14 protein-coding genes are annotated in these 19,263 nt (G+C 59.4%); 4 read left to right on the plus strand and 10 right to left on the minus strand.

The window, feature by feature from the left end:
• The 8 genes from gspE to G5533_RS03115 form a co-directional block, all read right to left on the minus strand.
• Nucleotides 1-1,506: a type II secretion system ATPase GspE gene (gene gspE / locus G5533_RS03080; RefSeq protein ID WP_421203079.1), complete on the minus strand. Its 1,506-nt coding sequence runs from the start codon at nt 1,504-1,506 to the stop codon at nt 1-3.
• Entirely contained in the window at nt 1,506-3,545 is a 2,040-nt protein-coding gene (exeD, locus tag G5533_RS03085; protein WP_227342243.1) for a GspD family T2SS secretin variant ExeD, read from the minus strand. The genes gspE and exeD overlap by 1 nt, the downstream gene beginning before the upstream one ends.
• A gap of 21 nt (nt 3,546-3,566) precedes the next feature.
• On the minus strand, nt 3,567-4,409 hold the full coding sequence (gene exeC, locus G5533_RS03090) for a GspC family type II secretion system variant ExeC (RefSeq protein ID WP_421203080.1): 843 nt from the start codon (nt 4,407-4,409) through the stop codon (nt 3,567-3,569).
• 221 nt (nt 4,410-4,630) lie between these two features.
• On the minus strand, nt 4,631-5,317 hold the full coding sequence (gene exeB / locus G5533_RS03095; protein ID WP_216978323.1) for a GspB family T2SS assembly factor variant ExeB: 687 nt from the start codon (nt 5,315-5,317) through the stop codon (nt 4,631-4,633).
• Nucleotides 5,317-6,885 carry an ExeA family protein gene (locus G5533_RS03100; protein ID WP_216978324.1) on the minus strand — a complete coding sequence of 523 codons (1,569 nt, stop codon included), beginning with the start codon at nt 6,883-6,885 and terminating at the stop codon, nt 5,317-5,319. The genes exeB and G5533_RS03100 overlap by 1 nt, the downstream gene beginning before the upstream one ends.
• A 377-nt stretch (nt 6,886-7,262) precedes the next feature.
• Nucleotides 7,263-8,384 carry a beta-ketoacyl-ACP synthase III gene (locus G5533_RS03105; RefSeq protein ID WP_216978325.1) on the minus strand — a complete coding sequence of 374 codons (1,122 nt, stop codon included), beginning with the start codon at nt 8,382-8,384 and terminating at the stop codon, nt 7,263-7,265.
• Between the two features lie 54 nt (nt 8,385-8,438).
• Nucleotides 8,439-9,602 (minus strand): vWA domain-containing protein, encoded by a 1,164-nt coding sequence (locus tag G5533_RS03110; protein WP_421203083.1) that lies wholly within the window; start codon nt 9,600-9,602, stop codon nt 8,439-8,441.
• 3 nt (nt 9,603-9,605) lie between these two features.
• Nucleotides 9,606-10,448 carry an AAA family ATPase gene (locus G5533_RS03115; RefSeq protein WP_216978327.1) on the minus strand — a complete coding sequence of 281 codons (843 nt, stop codon included), beginning with the start codon at nt 10,446-10,448 and terminating at the stop codon, nt 9,606-9,608.
• A gap of 159 nt (nt 10,449-10,607) precedes the next feature.
• Here G5533_RS03115 and cysK point away from each other — a divergent pair, with 159 nt between their 5' ends.
• The 4 genes from cysK to crr all read left to right on the plus strand — a co-directional run bounded on the left by cysK (nt 10,608) and on the right by crr (nt 14,602).
• Entirely contained in the window at nt 10,608-11,576 is a 969-nt protein-coding gene (cysK, locus tag G5533_RS03120) for a cysteine synthase A (RefSeq protein WP_005338267.1), read from the plus strand.
• A 440-nt stretch (nt 11,577-12,016) separates the two neighbouring features.
• Nucleotides 12,017-12,274 (plus strand): HPr family phosphocarrier protein, encoded by a 258-nt coding sequence (locus G5533_RS03125; RefSeq protein WP_005338266.1) that lies wholly within the window; start codon nt 12,017-12,019, stop codon nt 12,272-12,274.
• A 46-nt stretch (nt 12,275-12,320) separates the two neighbouring features.
• The gene (gene ptsI / locus G5533_RS03130) at nt 12,321-14,048 is read left to right on the plus strand and encodes a phosphoenolpyruvate-protein phosphotransferase PtsI (protein WP_441254464.1); all 1,728 of its coding nucleotides are present in this window, start codon (nt 12,321-12,323) and stop codon (nt 14,046-14,048) included.
• 44 nt (nt 14,049-14,092) lie between these two features.
• Entirely contained in the window at nt 14,093-14,602 is a 510-nt protein-coding gene (gene crr / locus G5533_RS03135) for a PTS glucose transporter subunit IIA (protein WP_216953167.1), read from the plus strand.
• A gap of 99 nt (nt 14,603-14,701) precedes the next feature.
• Here the strand turns inward: crr and G5533_RS03140 are convergent, their stop codons facing one another.
• Together G5533_RS03140 and mscK are read right to left on the minus strand one after the other, a co-directional pair.
• Nucleotides 14,702-15,634 carry a GGDEF domain-containing protein gene (locus G5533_RS03140; RefSeq protein WP_266134234.1) on the minus strand — a complete coding sequence of 311 codons (933 nt, stop codon included), beginning with the start codon at nt 15,632-15,634 and terminating at the stop codon, nt 14,702-14,704.
• Between the two features lie 182 nt (nt 15,635-15,816).
• Nucleotides 15,817-19,146 (minus strand): mechanosensitive channel MscK, encoded by a 3,330-nt coding sequence (gene mscK, locus G5533_RS03145; RefSeq protein WP_335818651.1) that lies wholly within the window; start codon nt 19,144-19,146, stop codon nt 15,817-15,819.
• Between the last annotated feature and the right edge of the window lie 117 nt (nt 19,147-19,263).

Raw genomic sequence — 19,263 nt, forward strand, 5'->3', positions numbered from 1 at the left:
TCAATCTTCCCGGGTCACGCGCAGTACCTCTTCGAGGCTGGTCTGCCCCTTGAGCACCTTGTCGATACCGTCGCGGCGGATGCTGGGGGTGTGGCCGCGGATCAGCCGCTCGATGGCCATCTCGCCGCTGGCGCCGTGAATGGCTTCACGCACCGCCTCGTCAACCACCACCAGTTCGTGGATGCCGGTCCGGCCACGATAGCCGGTGTGGTTGCACTGTTCGCAGCCCACCGGATGCCAGATAGGCTGATCAGGTTCCAGTGTGATACCCATTGCAAGTCGCTCCTGCTCGGTGGGCGGACGCGAGGCGCGGCAATCGGGGCAGAGGGTACGCACCAGCCGCTGGGCCAGCACCGCCAAGAGCGACGAGGAAAGCAGGAAGGGCTCGATCCCCATGTCCCGCATCCGGGTGATGGCGCCGATGGCGGTGTTGGTGTGCAGGGTCGACATCACCAGGTGACCGGTCAGTGACGCCTGCACCGCAATCTGGGCGGTTTCAAGGTCACGAATTTCCCCCACCATCACTACGTCCGGATCCTGGCGCAGAATGGCGCGCAGGCCGCGGGCGAAGGTCATGTCCACCTTGGTGTTGACCTGGGTCTGGCCCACCCCTTCGAGGTCATACTCGATGGGGTCTTCCACCGTCAGGATGTTGCGATCCCGCGAGTTGATTTCTGACAGCGCCGCATAGAGGGTGGTGGATTTACCGGAACCGGTCGGGCCGGTGACCAGAATAATGCCGTGGGGCTTGCGAATAAGCTCGCTGATGATGCTGCGGTTGGCCGCGGTCATCCCCAGCTGCTTGAGCTCGAGGCGCACGTTGTTCTTGTCGAGCAGACGCAATACCACCCGCTCGCCGTAGCTGGACGGCATGGTGGAGACCCGCACGTCGACGGCGCGGCCGCCGATACGCAACGAGATACGGCCATCCTGCGGTACCCGCTTCTCGGCAATATCCATCCGCGACATCACCTTGATCCGCGAGACCAGCAGTGATGCCAGCTTGCGATGGGGGCGCAGGATCTCCCGCAGTACCCCATCGATACGAAAACGGATCACTAGTGCCCGCTCGAAGGTCTCGATATGGATATCGGAGGCCTCCTCCTTGATCGCCTCGCTCAACATGGCGTTGATGAGGCGAATGATGGGGGCGTCGTCATCGGCATCCAGCAGATCTTCGCTTTGCGGCAGCTCTTCGGCCAGGGCGAAGAAGTCCATCTCGTTGCCGAGATCTTCCATCAGCTGGCGCGCTTCGGAGGAGTCGCGCTGATAGTGGGCCATCAGCAGCTCTTCGAAGGCCTCGTTGTCGAGCTGCTCCACCGCGAAGCTGCAACCCGCTACCCGCCGAACTTCCAGCAGGGCCTGCGGGGTGACGCCGGGGCGGCACTGCAGCACGGGAGCGCCGTCCCGCTCAATCAGGATCACCCCGAAGTTGCGGGCAAAGGCGAAGGGCAGCTCCGGCAGCGGGGGCGGCAACTCGCCGCCATCAAGATGGTAGGCACTCATCAGGGACGGCTCTGCACAAAGGGGGTGGTGCTGTCAGCTGTGTTCTGCTGGCGGCGTTTTATCTGCTCCATCTGATTTTCCACTTCCTGCCGGATTTCGGGTGACATCATCACATCCTGGCCATAGACGGGCAAAACCTGACGGGCGGGCGAGGTGAGATACCCCTCCTGGGCGGCAGCATTGAGCTGTTCGGCGCGGAACAGGCTGTACTTGTTACTGGAGACGCCGGTATAAACCTCCGCATCACGCAAGATGGTGGGCCGGATAAAGACCATCAGGTTGCGCTTGTTGGTGTTGGTGCTGGTGGAGCGGAACAGGTAACCCAGTACCGGGATATCGCCGAGTAACGGCACCTTGGAAACTTCCTCCTTGGTCTGCTCATCCATCAGGCCACCCAGTACCACTGTCTCGCCACTCTTCACCAGTACGGCGTTTTTCACCGTGCGGGTATCGAAGGTGGGACCTAGTCCCTTGGTACTGTCTGATACGACCTTGGCGACGCTGGAGACCTCCTGCTCGATGTTGAGCAGTACCGAGTCCCCTTCGTTAATCTGCGGCGTAACCGTCAGCTTGGTGCCCACCGTCTTGCGCTCTATGGTGTTGAACACCTGATCGCTGGTGGTGGAGCTTTGTGAACCGCTCTGCACCGGCACCTCCTGTCCGACATTGAAGGAGGCCTCCTTGTTGTCCATGGTGACGATACTCGGGGTTGAGAGAATATCGCTCTTGGTATTGGAGGCGAGAGCCGTCGCCAACATGGCCCAATCGCCGTGATAGAAACCGGCGGCCATCCCGTTAAAGCTCCCAAGCAAGTTGGTAGCTGTCTCGGTATTGCCATCCTGGTAATCCTTACCGGCTGCGATGGCTCCGCCAATGGGCAGTGTTGTGTTGGTAAATTGGGTGCCGCCAGCGTTGGTGTTGGCCCACTGCACGCCCAGATTGAGGCCGTCACTGTCGGCAATTTCGACGATGATCGCTTCTACCAGCACCTGGGCGCGACGGATATCGAGCTTGGCCACCACCTGCTCCAGTTCCGCCATCACATCCGGCTGGGCGGTGATGACCAGGGCATTGGTTGCCTCGTCGGCAGAGATGGCCAGCTTGCCACCGCCGATGCTGGCGCCCCCTGTGGTTGCTCCGCCCCCCTTCTTGTCAGCCTCGATGCTGGAGCTGACCCCCTTGAGCACATCGACCATATCCTTGGCCTTGCCATATTTGAGATAGAAGACCCGGGTGTTGCCCTGACTCTGCAGGTCGCGGTCGAGCTGGCGAACCATCTGGATGATGCGGGCGCGCGCTTTCGGCTCACCGCTCACCACCACAGAGTTGGTACGCTCGTCGGCCACCACCTTGGGCGACAGCAACAGAGAGGCGGTGCCCCCTTGTGGATTGCCATCCTTGTTGAGGTTGGTCACCAGCCGCACCATCTCGCCGGCCGAGGCATATCTCAGCTTGATGATGTCCACATCCTGATCGCCTGCGCGGTCGACCCGGTTCACCACTTCCACCAGACGGTTGACCACGGCGGCGCGGCCGGTGATGAGCAGCACGTTTGATGGCTCGTAGTGCACCACGTTGCCCCCACCGGCGTTGTCGTTGAGCTGGCGCAGCAGGGGAGCCAGTTCACGCACCGAGACGTTGCGTACCGGCACGACTCTGGTCACCATCTCGTCGCCCACTCCCGGGTTATTGCCATCCACCACCGGAATGGCGGAGGTTTTGGCATCCCGCGAGCGGAGCACCTTGAGCACGCCGTTATTCATCGGCACCACGGCAAAGCCGTAGACATCGAGCACACTCAGGAAGAACTGGTAGTACTGCTCCTCGTTGAGCAGGTCGTAGCTGCGCACGTTGATCTTGCCGCGCACCGAGGGCTCTATGATGATGGTCTTGTTGAGGTTTTTGCCCACCGTATTGATGAACTCTTCGATGTCGGCGTTCTTGAAGCTGGCAGAGTACTCGGTGGCCCAGGCTGAGCCCGCCATCATCAGAGCCGCTGCGATAGTGGCCAGACGCCAGCCTTTCCCTTTAGTGGTCATTATTGGTACGACTCCAAATCATTATTCTGACAAGCGCACATAGATGTCGAACTGTTCGCCCTGCCGCTCGACGGTTACTGTCATTTCCGTTGCGCCAGCCAGCTGCTGCATCGCCTGCATGGCTTGCATGTTGTCACGCAGATCCAGTCCGTTGATGCTGATGGCCAGATCATTGGCCTGCAGCCCGCTTTGGTTGAAAAATTCCGGATTGTTGCCCGGGTTAAGGCGATAACCGGCCATGCGGCCATCCATCTGAACCGGTGAAATATTGAGGTAATCAGTGATCTTGCCCGGATCGGCCATCAGCTCGCTGCGCAGAGAGCCAAGGAGAGTGGTATTTGTTGTTTGCGGTAGCGGCTTGCCATACTCCTCGCCATCCAGCATCAGGGTCTCGTCGCGGCCATCCCGCTCTATGATGACCCGATCCGGATAGACCTGCCGGATCCGCGCCTGGGTGCCGTCAATCATGTCGCCAACCCCGTAGGAGTTCTGGATGCCGGACATGGCGATGATGGCGATGGATTTGGCCGGATCCGAGCTGGCCAACACCCCGTTGAGCTGGGCATTGAGCTGGGTGCGCGGCGCATTGGCGGCCACGGCGGTTTTTGCCTGCGCCTTGGGGATCGCCTTGCCAAACAGCGCCAGTCGGCTCACCTCGCCCAATTCAAGGCGCGGACTGCTCTGGCCGCTGACCGCCACGGTGGAGGGTTGCCACGGCTGGCTGGATTGCGGGTTTGCCAGAGTGAGCAAGCGCCAGGTGAGGGCTGCGCTCTGCTGGGCCAGCATCAGCAGCAGCGCCAGAAAGAACACTCCGGTGACGCGAGTCAAAGGAAGCTGCCGGCACCGGGCCAGCAGCAGGGTCAAGATGTCATCCCTGAATCGTAGCGTCATATTAATCAACAAATTCCAGGCTCTGGGGCGGCTGCGTATTGTGTACGGCTGCGTGCTGTGACACAACGGGTCGGGGCGCACCAAACCGTAAAAATGGATATTTCATCACACCGTAAACCTTTGAATGCTCATAAAAGTGGCACTCAGGCGAGGTGCATCCTGCTTGCCAGCGATTATCAGGGGAAGGTGTGTACTCACCCTTGCCAATCCTGCAACGCCTTGAGGGTTACGCTCTGGCCTCCGACATCCAGCACAATGTACTGCTGGTCGATGGTGGCGAGCACGACCCCGGGGGCTATTTCGCTCCCTTCCCGGTATTCGCGGCCATTGAGCACCACGGCCCGCTTGGCCGGATTGGATGAGAACACATGGGAGCCATAGCTGAATGCGGGCACTTGCTGGCGAACCGAAAGCGGAGCGGCATTCAGCGACATCAACTGGGCCGGCTGCACGCTTTGGGAAACTGTACCTGATTCCTGTTGCAGCGGTGTTTCGTTGAGGGCGCGCATCAGCTGTTCGGCCAAGGTCGGTCGACTGGCTGCCGGATTGCTGGCAGCCGCTGCGACCCTGGGCTGCTGCACTACAGGTTCCGGCAGGGGCGGGGGCAGCGGACGGGTCACCATCGCCTTGGGCTCAACCCGCACGAAGGGGGAGGCAATCACCTCTTTTACCTCCACCTTCTCCTCGATGGGACGCAGGTGGATTAGATGCCAGCCATAGTTGGCACCCGCCCCCAGCAGCAGGGCAAGGGGCGCCAGCAACCAGCCGACGCGACGCGCGGGTTGCGCCTCCTCGCGGGCTATCGCCAACCCCATGGCGGGAATATGGCTCTGTTGCGAAGGCTGCTGGGCACGGCGCAGGGCATTGAGCAGGGTAGACATCAGGAGGTCTCCTCCAGTCTTGGCATGGGTTCGCCGGAGAGTGCGTTGAGCCGCAGCAGGGTGTTGCTGCCAGCGATGCCGTCAGGGGTGAGCCCCTGATCCCGCTGGAACTGCTGCAGTTTGTTCTTGAGCTCGCCATCGAAACGGCGCACCTTGCGTTCGGGTTGTTGCAATGCTCGGCTCAGAGCGTTGTCGAGCCACTGGATCTGGGTCTGTCCGGCATTGCTGGCGATCAGGCTGACGCCCCCTTTCGGCATGCGCCAGAGCAGGGTATAGCTGCCACCCCAGTTGTCGCTGAGCCACTGGCGATCCACTTGCCAGCTTTGGTTGCCGATCATCAGGCTGGCCTTGCTTGGCCCCAGATTGACCAGGGTGGCGTAATAGAGACCGCCACTCTGGTCAGTGAGCGTGATCATGGCGGGATGCTGCAGGGCGCGCAGCTCCTCGAGGCTTGCCTCTCCCTCCTGGCAGCGCAGACCGGCGCGAGGGGCGTTGTCACAGGTGGCATCGAACGGTTCCGGTTCATAGCCCCAGACCCGATAGAGATTCTGCATGGCGCTCTCGGGGTCGAGGGCCTGATTGATCGCCTCGGTCAACTGTTCCTGTTGTTCGGCCGTCTCGTCAACGGTGACAGGCACCTCGACCTTGACCACAGGCCGTTCGGGGAATACGCCGAAAAATTGCCAACCCCACCAGCCTGCAGCTACCAGCAAGGCGCCAGCCAGTGTCACCATCAGACCGGAAAGCCAGCTCCCCTCATCACGGACGCCGCTCACCTCGAACGCTGCCTGGCTGATGTCGCCATGAACAATCTTGTAGCTGCCACGGGCGAAGGCGGCGAGCAGGGCGCGATCGCAGATGAGGTTGATCAGGCGCGGAATGCCGCCGGAGAGCCGATGCAGCGTCTGGATCGCTCTGGGGGTAAAAATGGGCTGCACACAACCGGCTACTTGCAGCCGGAAGCGGACGTAGGCATCCACATCGGTGGCGGAGAGGGGCAGCAGGTGGTAGCGGGCGGTGATGCGCTGGGCCAGTTGGCGCAACAGGGGCTGGCGCAGCATCTGTTGCAGTTCGGGTTGGCCGATCAGCACGATTTGCAGCAGTTTTTTCTCGTCGGTTTCCAGGTTGGTGAGCAGACGCAACTGCTCCAACACCCCGGGCAACAGATGTTGGGCCTCATCCACCAGTACCACGCTGCGCTTGCCTGCGGTCAGGTTGGCCAGCAGGTGGTCGCGGATCAGGTCGAACAGTTGCTTGATCCCGGCCTCGGCGGGGTAGGGGAGTTGAAACTCGTCGCAGATGGCTGCCAGCAGATCCCGTTCGGTCAGGGAGGGGTTGAGGATGTAGGCGATCTCGGTATCTGCTGGCAACTGCTGCAGCAGGCAACGGGAGACGGTGGTTTTGCCGGTGCCCACTTCGCCGGTCAGCAGCACAAAGCCGCCACCATCCTGCAATCCGTAGTTGAGGTGAGCAAGGGCTTCGCCGTGGCGCTCACTCATATAGAGGTACTTGGGATTGGGCGAGATGGAGAAAGGCGGTTCCGATAGGCCGAAGAACTGTGTGTACATGAGGGGATTCTTTTGTAGCCGGCGACAGATAAGAAATGTCTCCGGATGATAGCAAACCTCGAATTCATTGGAAGCCATCATTGGCAAAGGATGACAAATTGCAGCCTTTTCCTGTCATCTTGTGATCCAGATATCGCCCCGTTGCACCATGGTACTCAAAAATTGCAACCAATCTGAAAAATAAGTTTTTCATCAATGGCTTGTCGGTATGCGTTGTCACAGTAGTCCGGTGTTTTCGGATCAATAGTCATGGTCTGGCCACTATTTATGCCCGTTTTCTCCTCTCGTAAGGGTGAACCGAGAGAGGGGCTAGCGGCGAAACAGCGCCAAACCCCAATCAGAGTACAGGGCGCGGGCCACTCTCCCCGCGCACTCTGTTACTGTCGTTGTAGCAGCAGGCTACCGATGGAGTAGCCTGCGCCAAAGGAGCACAGTACGCCGCGAGCCCCCGCAGGAAGGTCGCGATTGTACAGATGAAACGCGATGATGGAACCCGCCGAGCTGGTATTACCATAGCTATCAAGAATGACCGGCGCCTCCTGCTGGCTGGCATCGTGGCCGAGCAGTTTGCGGCCGATGAACTGGTTCATGGTGAGGTTGGCCTGATGGAGCCAGAGCCGGTTCAGGCTCTCGGCGGGCCAGCCCTGCTCATCGAGCTGGTTGGCAATCTGGTCGCACACCAGCGGTAACACCTCCTTGAACACCTTGCGCCCCTGCTGGCGGAACAGCTTGTCGTCGCTGTAGCGAGTGCGCGGGCTCAGCCGGTTCAAAAAGCCGAAGTTGTTGCGGATGTTGTTGGAGTATTGGGTCACCAGCTTGCTGGCCACCAGTTGCCACGGATTGGCCACCTTGCAATCTGCTTCCCGCTCCAGCAGCACCGCGGTGCAGGCATCGCCGAAGATAAAGTGACTATCCCGATCGCGAAAATTGAGGTGCCCCGAGCAGATCTCCGGATTAACCACCAGCGCCACTCGGGCGGTGTCTGCCGCCAGCATGTCGGCGGCAGTCTTGATGCCGAAGGTGGCGGACGAGCAGGCCACGTTCATGTCAAAGGCCATGCCGCTTGCTCCCAGATAGTGCTGCAGCTCGATGGCCAGCGCCGGATAGGGGCGTGGCATGTTGGAGGCAGCGACGATGACCAGATCGATCTCACCCGGCTCGCGGCCGGCGGCGATCAGCGCCTGCTCGGCGGCAGCCACCGCCATCTCCACCATGATGGAGGGCATCTCATCGGGCCGCTCCGCCAGCAGCGGTTGCATGATGTCGGGGTTGAGTACCCCTTCGCGGCTCACCAGATAACGGCTTTTGATGCCGGACGCCTTCTCGATGAACTCGCAACTGGAGTGCTGCTTGGCGGGGAGCTGGCCGGCGTCGATGGCGGAGGCGTTCTCCTCGTTGTAGAGATCCACATACTGGTTGAAGGCGGCCACCAGTTCTTCATTGCTGACGGCAAAGGGTGGGGTATAGAGGCCTGAGCCACTGATCACGATAGAGGTCATCTTTGCTCCTCGCCGGGTGCGTTCCCGGCTTGTCGGTTTATAGGGTAGAGAGGGTTACAGCTGGTCGATCGCCGCAGCGAGACCCGCCAGAGTCAGCGGATGCATCCGTCCGCCAACCACGTCATTCATCAGTTTGATGGAGGGATGCCAGAGCCACTCCCGCCGCGGGGTGGGGTTGATCCACACCAGTTTGGGAAAGTGCTGCTGCAAGCGGGTGAGCCACACCTGACCCGACTCCTCGTTCCACTGCTCGACACTGCCGCCCGGCCAGGTGATCTCGTAGGGGCCCATGGTGGCATCCCCCACCAGGATCACCCGGTAGTCGCTGCCATAGGTGCGCAGTAGCCGCAGGGTATCGAACCGCTCCTCAAAGCGGCGGGCGTTATCCTTCCAGACGAAGTCGTAGAGGCAGTTGTGAAAATAGAAGTACTCCAGATGCTTGAACTCGTGGCGCAACGCAGAGAAGAGACGCTGCACCTCGGCCACGTGGGCATCCATGGAGCCCCCCACATCGAAGAAAACCAGCAGCTTCACCCCGTTGTGGCGCTCGGGCCGCAGCTTCACATCGAGCCAGCCCTGGCGGGCCGAACTTTTTATGGTGTCGTCGAGATCCAGCTCGTCGGGATTGCCTTTGCGCACCCAGCGTCTGAGTTTGCGCAGTGCTAACTGGATGGCGCGCTGGCCAAGCGGTGAGTCGTCGCTGAAGTTGCGATAGTGACGGGCCTCCCACACTTTGGCCGCCTTGCCGTGCTGCTTCTCTCCACCCATGCGCACCCCCTCGGGGTGAAAACCGCCATGGCCAAACGGGCTGCTGCCACCGGTCCCTACCCACTTGTTGCCGCCGGCGTGGCGCTCTTTCTGCTCGCTTAAGCGCTGGTTAAGGGTTTCAAGCAGCTTGTCGAGTCCGCCAAGGGATTTGAGCAGCGCCTTCTCCTCTGGGCTCAACAGTCGCTCGAACTCCTTGCGCAGCCACTCCTCGGGCAGGCTTTCCGGCAGCAGGGGGATGGCGTCCAGCCCCTCATAGTATTCGGCGAAGGCGCGATCGAAGCGATCGTAGTGGGCCTCGTCTTTTACCAGCAGGCAGCGGGAGAGTTGGTAGAACTCCTCCATATCGACAGCGACCAGCCGGGCAGCCAGTGCGGCGTGCAAGTCCAGCAGCTCACGCAGGCTGCAGGGGAGCTTGTGGCGGCGCAGATGGGTAAAAAAGTCGATCAGCATGGTTCAGCTGCCGCGCCGGGCCAGAAAGGCGAGCTTCTCGAAGAGATGCAAATCCTGCTCGGTCTTGAGCAGGGCGCCATATAGCGTGGGCACCAGCTTGCCGGGCTCGCGGGCGCGCATCGCCTCGGGGGCGATATCGTCGGCCAAGAGCAGGCGGATCCAGTCCAGCAGCTCCGAGGTGGAGGGTTTCTTGCGCAGCCCCTCTACCTCGCGCAGCTCGAAGAAGAGATCCATTGCCTCGCCAAGCAGGCTCTCCTTGAGGTCGGGGTAGTGGAGTTTGACGATGGCCTGCATCTCGACCTTGTCGGGGAAGCGGATGTAGTGGAAGAAACAGCGGCGCAGGAAGGCGTCCGGCAGCTCTTTCTCATTGTTGGAGGTGATGATGACCACAGGCCGCTGGCGTGCCTTGACTCGCTCGCCTGTCTCGTAGACGTCGAACTCCATCCGATCCAGCTCCAGCAGCAGATCGTTGGGGAATTCGATGTCGGCCTTGTCGATCTCGTCGATCAGCAGCACAGGTCGCTGCTCGGCGCTGAAGGCCTGCCACAGTTTGCCTTTACGAATGTAGTGGCTGATATCGGCCACTCTGGGGTCGCCGAGCTGGGAGTCCCGCAGCCGGGCCACCGCATCATATTCGTAGAGTCCCTGTTGGGCCTTGGTGGTGGACTTGATATGCCAGGCAATCAGGTCTGTGCCGAGATGGTCGGCGACCGCTTCCGCCAGCACCGTCTTGCCGGTGCCCGGCTCCCCTTTGATCAGCAGCGGTTTTTCGAGGGTGATGGCGGCATTGACCGCCATCTTCAATGCATCGGAGGCGAGATACTGGCTGCTTCCTGAAAATCCCATAACGTCGGTTCCTTTGACGATTGGCGCCTGGAGTCAGGGGCCAGAGAGAATAAGCTCTATATGTTGTAATACCATATGGTTATAACGAATAGTCACTTCTCATTCAGAAACCACAGGGTAATCTTGTTTCATCGTCGTAACAAACACAGGGATAGCGCCATGAGCAAAATTTTTGAGGACAACAGCCAGACTATCGGTCACACCCCGCTGGTTCGTCTCAACCGTGTTACCAAAGGTCGCGTGCTGGCCAAGATCGAGAGCCGCAACCCCAGCTTCAGCGTCAAGTGCCGGATCGGTGCCAACCTGATCTGGGATGCCGAGAAGCGCGGCATCCTGACCAAGGGTAAGGAGATCATCGAGCCCACCAGCGGCAACACGGGTATTGCTCTGGCCTTTGTCGCGGCAGCTCGCGGCTATCCTATCACCCTGACCATGCCGGCTACCATGAGCCTGGAGCGCCGCAAGTTGCTCAAGGCGCTCGGTGCCAATCTGGTGCTGACCGAAGGGCCGCTTGGCATGAAGGGGGCCATTGCCAAGGCCAACGAGATCCTCGAATCCGAGCCGGGCAAGTATGTGTTGCTGCAACAGTTTGAAAACCCGGCCAACCCGGAGATCCACGAAAAGACTACCGGCCCCGAGATTTGGGATGCCACTGACGGCGAGGTAGATGTGTTCGTGGCCGGGGTCGGTACCGGCGGCACCATTACCGGTGTCTCCCGCTATCTGAAGCAGACGAAAGGCAAGGCGGTGGTCTCTGTTGCGGTCGAACCGGCGGAGTCGCCGGTCATCAGCCAGAAGCTGGCCGGGGAAGAGATCAAACCGGGCCCCCACAAGATCCAGGGGATCGGCGCCGGCTTTATCCCGGGCAACCTGGACCTCTCCCTTATCGATCGGGTGGAGAAGGTGACCAGCGATGAAGCCATCGAGATGGCCCGTCGCCTGATGGAGGAGGAGGGGATCCTGGCCGGTATCAGTTCCGGTGCTGCGGTGGTGGCAGCCAGCCGTCTTGCCGAGCTGCCGGAATTTGCGGGCAAAACCATTGTGGTCATCCTGCCGAGTGCGGCGGAGCGTTACCTCTCCAGCGCCCTGTTTGCCGGGGTGTTCAGCGAGCAGGAACTGCAGCAGTAACTGATCGGAATCTTTCAAAACAGCGGCGCTCCCAGGAGCGCCGCTTCTTTATGGGCTAGACTCAACCCCTGTTAGTGTCACTTGATCCTTATTTTTTGGGGTAAAATAACAAGTTCCGGAGTGAGAAAAAAAGCAGACATTCCGCTCTAAATCTCATATCCTGTGCGGCGTCACGCGGTGTTTGCTGGCTGGGTATCACAAAGTAACAAAGTGTTATTTTTCGTTATAAAATAATTTCAGGCCAGTCCTGATGCGGCTTGTAGCCCAATAACTGAAAATTGCCAACCAGCGCGCCGATTACTGCACAGAAACTTGACCTGGATTAAACCATTGCGGGTCTGCTTTCGTTACTTTACAACATATCCATACTGACACGGTGGGTCAGGTTGCTTCAAAAACGACCAATCCACCAAAAAATATCAATAATATGGGGTGAAACCATGTACGAGAAGTCTGTTGTTATTACTGCTGAAAACGGCCTGCACACCCGTCCGGCAGCTCAGTTCGTGAAAGAAGCCAAAGAATTCCAAAGCGAGATCACTGTGGTCTCCGGTGGCAAGTCCGCCAGCGCCAAGAGCCTGTTCAAGCTGCAGACCCTGGGCCTGACCAAGGGCACCAACGTAACCATCCAGGCTGACGGCCCGGATGCCCAGCAAGCTGTTGAGAAGCTGGTTGCCCTGATGGACGAGCTGGAGTAATCCAGCTTTAGATTCCTCCCCCACAGTCGTTTTAATAGGAAGGATTATGATATCTGGCATTCTTGCGTCCCCCGGTATCGCATTCGGTAAGGCGCTTCTTCTTAAAGAAGATGAAATCGTTATCAATCAGGGCAAAATCTCTGCTGATCAGATTGATGGCGAGATCAACCGTTTCCTCGAAGCTCGTACCAAGTCAGCTGCCCAGCTGGAAGCCATCAAAGAGATGGCCGGTCGCACCTTCGGTGAGGAAAAAGAGGCCATCTTCGAAGGCCACATCATGTTGCTCGAAGATGAGGAGCTGGAAGGGGATATCAAATCCTTCATCAAAGAGAACAAGGCATCCGCCGACAAAGCCATCTATGAGGTGATCGAGCAGTACGCCAAGATGATGGCCGAGCTGGATGACCCCTATCTGCGCGAGCGCGCTACCGACTTCCGTGACATCGGTACCCGTCTGGTGAAGAACGTGCTGGGCATCGCCGTTGTCAACCTGAGCACCATCGACGAAGAGGTGATCCTGGTCGCCAAAGACCTGACCCCGTCTGAAACCGCTCAGATCAACCTGAAATATGTGCTGGGTTTCGTCACCGATATCGGTGGCCGTACCTCTCACACCTCCATCATGGCCCGCTCCCTGGAGCTGCCGGCCGTGGTAGGCACCAACGACATCACCGAGCTCGTCAAGAACGGTGACATGCTGGTGCTGGATGCGATCAATAACCAGATCATCATCAATCCGACCGCTGAACAGCTGAACGAAGCCAAGAAGTTCCAGGCTCAGTTCCAGGCCGAGAAAGATGAGCTGGCCAAGCTGAAAGATCTGCCTGCCATCACGCTGGATGGTCACCAGGTCGAAGTGTGCGCCAACATCGGTACCGTCAAGGATACCGAAGGTGCCATCCGTAATGGCGCCGAAGGCGTGGGTCTGTACCGTACCGAGTTCCTGTTCATGGACCGTGACGCGCTGCCGACCGAAGACGAGCAGTTCAAAGCCTACAAAGAAGTGGCCGAAGCGATGCCGGATCAGCCGATCATCGTGCGTACCATGGACATTGGCGGCGACAAAGAGCTGCCGTACATGAATTTCCCGAAAGAGATGAACCCCTTCCTGGGCTGGCGTGCCGTGCGTATTTTCTTCGACCGCGAAGACATCATGCACGCTCAGCTGCGGGCAATTCTGCGTGCGTCTGCCTTCGGCAAACTGCGCATCATGTTCCCGATGATCATCTCTGTCGAAGAGTTCCGTAGCCTGAAAGTTACCGTAGAGACGCTGAAAGCCGAATTGCGTGCCGAAGGCAAAGCCTTTGATGAATCCATCGAAGTGGGTATCATGATCGAGACCCCGGCCGCTGCCGTGATGGCTCATCATCTGGCCAAGGAAGTGGATTTCTTCAGTATCGGTACCAACGACCTGACCCAGTACACCCTGGCTGTCGATCGTGGTAACGAGATGATCTCCGCTATGTACAACCCGCTGTCACCCTCCGTCCTGACCCTGATCAAGATGGTTATCGATGCGTCCCACGCCGAAGGCAAGTGGACCGGTATGTGTGGTGAACTGGCTGGTGACGAGCGCGCCACTCTGCTGCTGCTGGGTATGGGTCTGGATGAGTTCTCCATGAGCGCCATCTCTGTACCGCGTATCAAGAAGCTTATCCGCAACACCAGCTTCGAAGATGTGAAGGCAATGGCTGACCAGGCATTGAGCTTTGCCACCGCTGCTGAAATCGAAGCGTGCGTAGATAACTTTATCAAGCAGAAGGCAGTCTGCTAAGATCGGCTGCAAACAGCGACAAATCATCTTTAGGAGCTTTTACTATGGGTCTGTTCGACAAACTGAAGAAACTGGTGTCCGACGATAGCGCTGATACCGGCGGCATCGAAATCTTTGCTCCGCTGTCTGGCGAAATCGTGCCGATCGAAGATGTGCCTGACGTTGTCTTCGCCGAGAAGATCGTGGGTGACGGCATCGCTATCAAGCCGGCTGGCAACAAGATGGTTGCTCCGTGCGACGGCACCATCGGCAAAATCTTCGAGACCAACCATGCGTTCTCTCTGGAGTCCGACTCTGGTATCGAGCTGTTCGTTCACTTCGGTATCGACACCGTTGAACTGAAAGGCGAAGGCTTCAAGCGTATCGCTCAGGAAGGCCAGCAGGTCAAGCGCGGTGACACCATCATCGAATTCGATCTGGCCGTTCTGGAAGCAAAAGCCAAATCTACCCTGACTCCGGTGGTCATCTCCAACATGGACGAGATCAAAGAGCTGGTGAAGATGACTGGTGCCGTGACTGTGGGCGAGACTCCGGTTATCCGCATCAAGAAGTAATGGTCGGCTGGCCTATGCCAGTTGCCGCAGTAAAAAACCGAAGCCTGGTGCTTCGGTTTTTTTATGGTTGCGTGCGAGCTTCCCTTTCTGGCTATCAGGCTATTGTGCCGACATGACCACCCGGTTACGTCCCTGCTCCTTCGCCTGATAAAGGGCTCGGTCTGCCATCATCAGCAGATAGTCGATGCTCTCCTGACCCTTCATGCCGGCACACCCCAGACTGATGGTTAGCGCGATCTGTTCTCCTTGCCATGGCAAGCGGGTGGTACTGACATGCTGGCGCAGTTGCTCGGCACGTTGTGCCGCCTGCTCAATGCTGCAGTCTGGCAGGATCAACAGAAACTCCTCTCCACCCCAACGGGCCAGGCTTTCCCCGGGCAACAACTGGCCCGCCATGGCATGGGCGACGGCGCAGAGTGCGGCATCGCCCGCAGGATGGCCGTAGCGGTCGTTGACCTGCTTGAAATGGTCGATATCTCCCAACACCACCGAGAGGGGCTGGCCCTGCAACCAGAGAGCCTGCAGCTGTTGCTGGGCGCCACGCCGGTTGGTCAGTTCGGTGAGGGGATCGGTGCAGGAGAGGCGGCTCACCTCTTCTACCATGCATTGCAGGTCGTGGATATCGCGAAAGGTGACGATATGGCTATCCGGGATGGCATCTGCCCCCAGCTGGGCGGTGACGATAAACCAGCGAGAGTGGCCACTCTTGCATCGGATCAGCGCCGGCATCTCGGCGACCTCCAGTCCATGGTGCAGGCTCTGCTCTATCTGGTTATGCCAAGCCTGAATTACCGAGTTGCGATAGCTCTCATCGGGATAGGCGAGGTGAAACCAGCTCTCCATGTCCGGCAGATCCTGCAGCTCATAGCCCAGCTGTTCGCGAAAGGCCCTGTTGAGGAAGAGATGGCGACGCAGGGGGATCCGGTCGGGTGACATATGACCCTGGCTGGCTGTCGACTCGGACACCAGGATTGGGAGCGGGATCACATCAAAGGAGCGAAACAGAATGTGCTCTAGTTGTTGGTCATCCATGGGCGAAAACGCGGCTCCCTGCTCTCCCGTTCGTCAGCCTACATTAGGTGAGAGACCGCAGCGGGTAAACTCATTTATCACTCTCCGGCGGTTGCCTGAGTGGACGGTCGTGGCAACGGGAACATAAAAAAGCCGCTCACCTGGGTGAGCGGCTGTTGTCATCAGATCAGTGCAGTTCGCTATCAGGCTGGCTGCTTGCCATCTTCCGCGGGAGGTGGCAGAGCGGCGGAGTTGGACTCCACCTTCTGCTCTTCGCCCTGCATGTTCTTGATGTAGACATCCATCTGGTTGAAGGCGATCTCGATGCCGTTCTCGCGGAACAGCTGGTCGATCTTGCGGTTCAACTCGTCTACCGCCGGGTTGCGATCACCCAGTTCGCTCACGAAGAAGCGCAGCTCGTGATCCAGCGTGCTGGCGCCAAAGGTGAGGAAGTAGACGATGGGGGCTGGGTCTTTCAGCACGCGGCTGTTTTCGTCGGCCGCCTGCTTGAGCAGGGTGCGGGTCAGCTCGAGATCCGAGCCATACGCCACGCCCACCCGTACGATCACCCGGGTGACGGTGTCACTCAGCGACCAGTTGATGAGCCGTTCTGTCATCAGCTGCTGGTTGGGGATGATCACCTCTTTGCGGTCGAAGTCGGTCAGGGTGGTGGCGCGAATGCGGATCCGCGAGACGGTACCGGAGAAGGAGCCGATGGTGACGGTGTCACCGATCCGCACCGGACGCTCGAACAGGATGATGATGCCGGAGACGAAGTTGGAGAGGATCTCCTTCATGCCGAAACCGATACCGACTGACAGACCACCCGCAACCCACTGCAGCTTGTCCCACTGCACACCCATCATAGAGAGAGCGGTGAGGGAGCCAAAGCCGATCAGCACGTAGTTGAGCATGGTGGTGATGGCGTAGGCGGTCCCCTGAGCCAGGTTGAGCTTGGAGAGCACCAGCACCTCCAGCAAGCCCGGCAGGTTGCGCGCCAGTGACCAGGCACCGCCGAGCAGCAGGAAGCCGATCAGCACGTCACTCAGGCTGATGGGGAACAGCACGGCGTTGGCGCCGGTGCCTTCACTGCGGTGCCACAGCACCATGCTGTCGAGGTAGGAGAAGACTGCGACCAGATCGGACCAGAGCCAGTAGAAGGCGACGCCGAAGATCAGCATCAGCACGGTACGGGTCAGACGCAGGGATTGCTGGCTGACATCCTCCAGATCCATGGGCTGCTCTTCGATGGATTCGCCACCTTCTGCATCTTCCGAAGATTTGTGCTCACGCTTGGCCACCGCACGGCGGTAGGCCAGACGACGGGCCGCCAGCTCAAGACCGCGCAGGGCGGTACGGTAGACCAGGCTCCAGATGATGATGAGGTAGAAGGATTCGATCAGGCGACCGGTCAGCTTCAGCGCGGTGTAGTAGTAACCGAGCACCGCCAGCACGATCAGCGCCACCGGTGCCAGCGCCAGGGCAATGGCGATCAGCGACTTCTGCATGCTCGCCTCGCCCTTGATACGGGCGCGGGAGATGGGGAACACCAGATAGGCGGCCAGCCCCAGCAGGGTCAGGGTCATGGCCTGGCCGATCACGTCGTTGCCCAGGGTGGAGGGTTCAACCACCGCCTTGGTTGCGAGCATGATGAGCGGCAGCAGTGGCAACCAGATGTAGCGCATGCTGTTGCGCTTGGCCTGCAGCTCCGCTTTCGGGATCCGGAAGTGGGTCTCGGCGATGCCGCCCGGGCGCATCACCGCCAGATAGACGCTGAACACCAGATAACCGAGGGCGAGGTTCAGGGTGATCTGGAACATCAGCTTGGGACTGAGCAGACCGCAGTAGGTCAGCAGCAGACCGCCAGCCAGAATGAACATGCTGCCCGGCAGGCGTTGCAGCACGGTATAGAGCAGGGCGCGCGGGGTGTGCCACTGGCTGTCCTGACGGAAACGGCCAAGGTCCTTGGTGATCTTCTTCTCGCGCTCAACCAGCGCCGGACGTTTCCAGACCAGCAGGCCGCCGATCAGCAGCAGCGGGAAGGCGAGCAGGGAGATCCCCAGCAGCTCTTCGCGCCAGCGTTTCCAGTCCGGTTTCAATACCCAGTCGGAGGCCTGTTTGTAGGCCTGGGCGGGCCAGCTGATAAACCACTTGCTGTCGATGGGCTTGTTGCTGCTTACCCAGAAGATGTGTTGCTGCAGGGTAAATTCGATAGAGGCATAGACCCGCGCCAGCTGCTGCTGGGTCAGCTGCAGGCTGATGGCGTTGGTGAGCTGGCTGTCGAGTTGGCGGTTGAGCTGATCGAGCAGATTGATGCGGGTGTCGAGCAGCTTGGCAAGGCTCTCCTTGTCCTCTTCGCTCACCGGATCCTTGCTGCCGGCGATCAGATTGTCCAGATAGAGGTTCTTCTGGAACAGTTGGTCACGCTGCTGGCTCAGCTCGAACTGGGCCAGATGCAGATCGGCGATCTGCTCTTCCAGGTTTTTGACGGCGATGGTGGGTGCCGCTTCCAGCTGCTGGTAGAGCTGATAGAGGATGCGTGATAGCAGCAGATTGCCCTTGAGCATCTGCACCTGTTCATTGAGGTTGCGCTCGGTCTGGATGCCGCGCTCCAGCCAGCTCTTGGCTTGCAGGTTTTTCTGGACCAGCGAGTTGAGGCTGGTGGTGGCACCGATCAGCTGCTGGCTGAGCTGGTGGTTGAGCTCCTGCTCTTTTTGCACCAGCGGGCTGTCTTCGGTCGCCACCAGTTCACCGGTCTGCTCGGCAGTTTTTTCGGTGTCGCCGAGGCGCTTGGCGCTGCTCTGATCCTGTAACAGCTGCAGTTTCTGCTCTTCGCTGGCGAGGCGGGCACTCTGGTAGTCGCGCTGCTTGATCGCCAGATCCTGCATGCTGGTACGGTTATCCAGCTCCTTTTGCAGGTGGGCCAGCTGCAGGTCGAGCAGGGCCAGCTCGGCACCGAGTTTCATCTTCTCGGCGCTGGAGACGCTTTCACCTGCGTTGAGGCGGGTACGGATCTCCTGACTGCGCTGGTAGGCGCGGCTCATGCTGGCCTGGGCGCGCTCCGGCAGGGTCTGCAAGCTGGTGAGCTGGCTGCCGATGGCGCCGAGGGCCTCCTGGGCCGCCTGCATGTTGGCCAGCACTTCCGGCTGACGGCTGTCGAGCTCTGCCAGACTCATGCTGGCGTATTCGCTCTTGATCTGCTCGGCACTCTTGCCCTTGGTCAGGGCATCGAGCTTGGCGCTGATCTCTCTGAGCTCGGTGGGCAGGTTGCGGATCCGCTGGGCCTGGGTCTTGGCCTTCGCCTCTTCCTTGTCGATGCTGTCGAGCAGTCCGAGGGTTTCGGTCAGCAACTTCTGATCTGCTTGCTGACTGACGGTCAGGGTCTCTGATTTACCCAGACCATCCAGCGCTCGCTGAACTGCGTTGCGAGAGGGGACATCTTGCGCCATGGCTTGCGACACGCAGAGGCTGGCGAGGAGACAGAGCAGCGGCAACAGGGTGGCCGAGACTCTTTTAAAACGTATTGAGGGCATATAACTTCCGGGTTATTACGCGATATTCGGGAGATTTCCCGCATAGATTAAATTCGCGTGGATTCTAACACCGGGCTTGTCAGGTAAGCAGGGGGGAGGGACAAAAAAAACGGCGCC

Origin of the sequence: Aeromonas sp. A600620, assembly GCF_029479985.1 — a bacterium.
Lineage (GTDB): Bacteria > Pseudomonadota > Gammaproteobacteria > Enterobacterales > Aeromonadaceae > Aeromonas > Aeromonas veronii_A.

Excerpts from the sequence above, each read along its gene's own strand:
- gspE (WP_421203079.1), bottom strand. The coding sequence starts at position 1,506 with ATGAGTGCCTACCATCTTGATGGCGGCGAGTTGCCGCCCCCGCTGCCG.
- exeD (WP_227342243.1), bottom strand. The coding sequence starts at position 3,545 with ATGACCACTAAAGGGAAAGGCTGGCGTCTGGCCACTATCGCAGCGGCT.
- exeB (WP_216978323.1), bottom strand. The coding sequence starts at position 5,317 with ATGTCTACCCTGCTCAATGCCCTGCGCCGTGCCCAGCAGCCTTCGCAA.
- G5533_RS03100 (WP_216978324.1), bottom strand. The coding sequence starts at position 6,885 with ATGTACACACAGTTCTTCGGCCTATCGGAACCGCCTTTCTCCATCTCG.
- G5533_RS03105 (WP_216978325.1), bottom strand. The coding sequence starts at position 8,384 with ATGACCTCTATCGTGATCAGTGGCTCAGGCCTCTATACCCCACCCTTT.
- G5533_RS03110 (WP_421203083.1), bottom strand. The coding sequence starts at position 9,602 with ATGCTGATCGACTTTTTTACCCATCTGCGCCGCCACAAGCTCCCCTGC.
- G5533_RS03115 (WP_216978327.1), bottom strand. The coding sequence starts at position 10,448 with ATGGGATTTTCAGGAAGCAGCCAGTATCTCGCCTCCGATGCATTGAAG.
- cysK (WP_005338267.1), top strand. The coding sequence starts at position 10,608 with ATGAGCAAAATTTTTGAGGACAACAGCCAGACTATCGGTCACACCCCG.
- G5533_RS03125 (WP_005338266.1), top strand. The coding sequence starts at position 12,017 with ATGTACGAGAAGTCTGTTGTTATTACTGCTGAAAACGGCCTGCACACC.
- ptsI (WP_441254464.1), top strand. The coding sequence starts at position 12,321 with ATGATATCTGGCATTCTTGCGTCCCCCGGTATCGCATTCGGTAAGGCG.
- crr (WP_216953167.1), top strand. The coding sequence starts at position 14,093 with ATGGGTCTGTTCGACAAACTGAAGAAACTGGTGTCCGACGATAGCGCT.
- G5533_RS03140 (WP_266134234.1), bottom strand. The coding sequence starts at position 15,634 with ATGGATGACCAACAACTAGAGCACATTCTGTTTCGCTCCTTTGATGTG.
- mscK (WP_335818651.1), bottom strand. The coding sequence starts at position 19,146 with ATGCCCTCAATACGTTTTAAAAGAGTCTCGGCCACCCTGTTGCCGCTG.